Raw genomic sequence first — 459 nt, 5'->3', positions numbered from 1 at the left:
ACCCCAAACAACCCCCACCACCACCGCACACCAAACGCCCAACAAACCCTCGCCCAACGCCAACCCCCCACCCCCACCAACAACCACCCCACACACCAAAACACCCCAAACAACCCCACACACCCAAACAAACAAACACACCAAACAAACACCACACCAACACCCGCCCAACCCAAAAACCCCACCCCAACCCCAAACAACCAAAACACCCCACATCGAAACAAACCACACACCAGCCACCCCCCACCCACCAAACACACCAACAAAACCCACACAAAAACCAACACAACAACCCACCAAAAAAACACCAACAATCCCAACGCCGCTGCCGTTTAAGCAGTCACGCATAAAGCCGGCGAACAAATGCCCCAACGTGCGAATGCCTTTTTCAGACAGGATTTCTTTGTCGAGAACGCAAAAACGCAGGTCAAATACAGTAATGGCCATCCCTTACACACA

At 52.7% G+C, this 459-nt stretch carries 1 protein-coding gene; it reads right to left on the bottom strand.

From position 1 onward, the window contains the following. Positions 1 to 447, bottom strand: a 447-nt coding sequence (locus ACTHUF_RS11210) for an S-ribosylhomocysteine lyase (RefSeq protein WP_440407738.1), incomplete at its 3' end; no start/stop codon positions are given. Positions 448 to 459 lie beyond the last annotated feature (12 nt).

It is taken from the genome of Neisseria sp. P0024.S006 (assembly GCF_051956595.1).
Classification (GTDB): Bacteria; Pseudomonadota; Gammaproteobacteria; order Burkholderiales; family Neisseriaceae; genus Neisseria.
The sequence above is the reverse complement of the archived record's forward strand: the minus strand, read 5'-3'. Positions and strand labels throughout refer to the sequence as shown.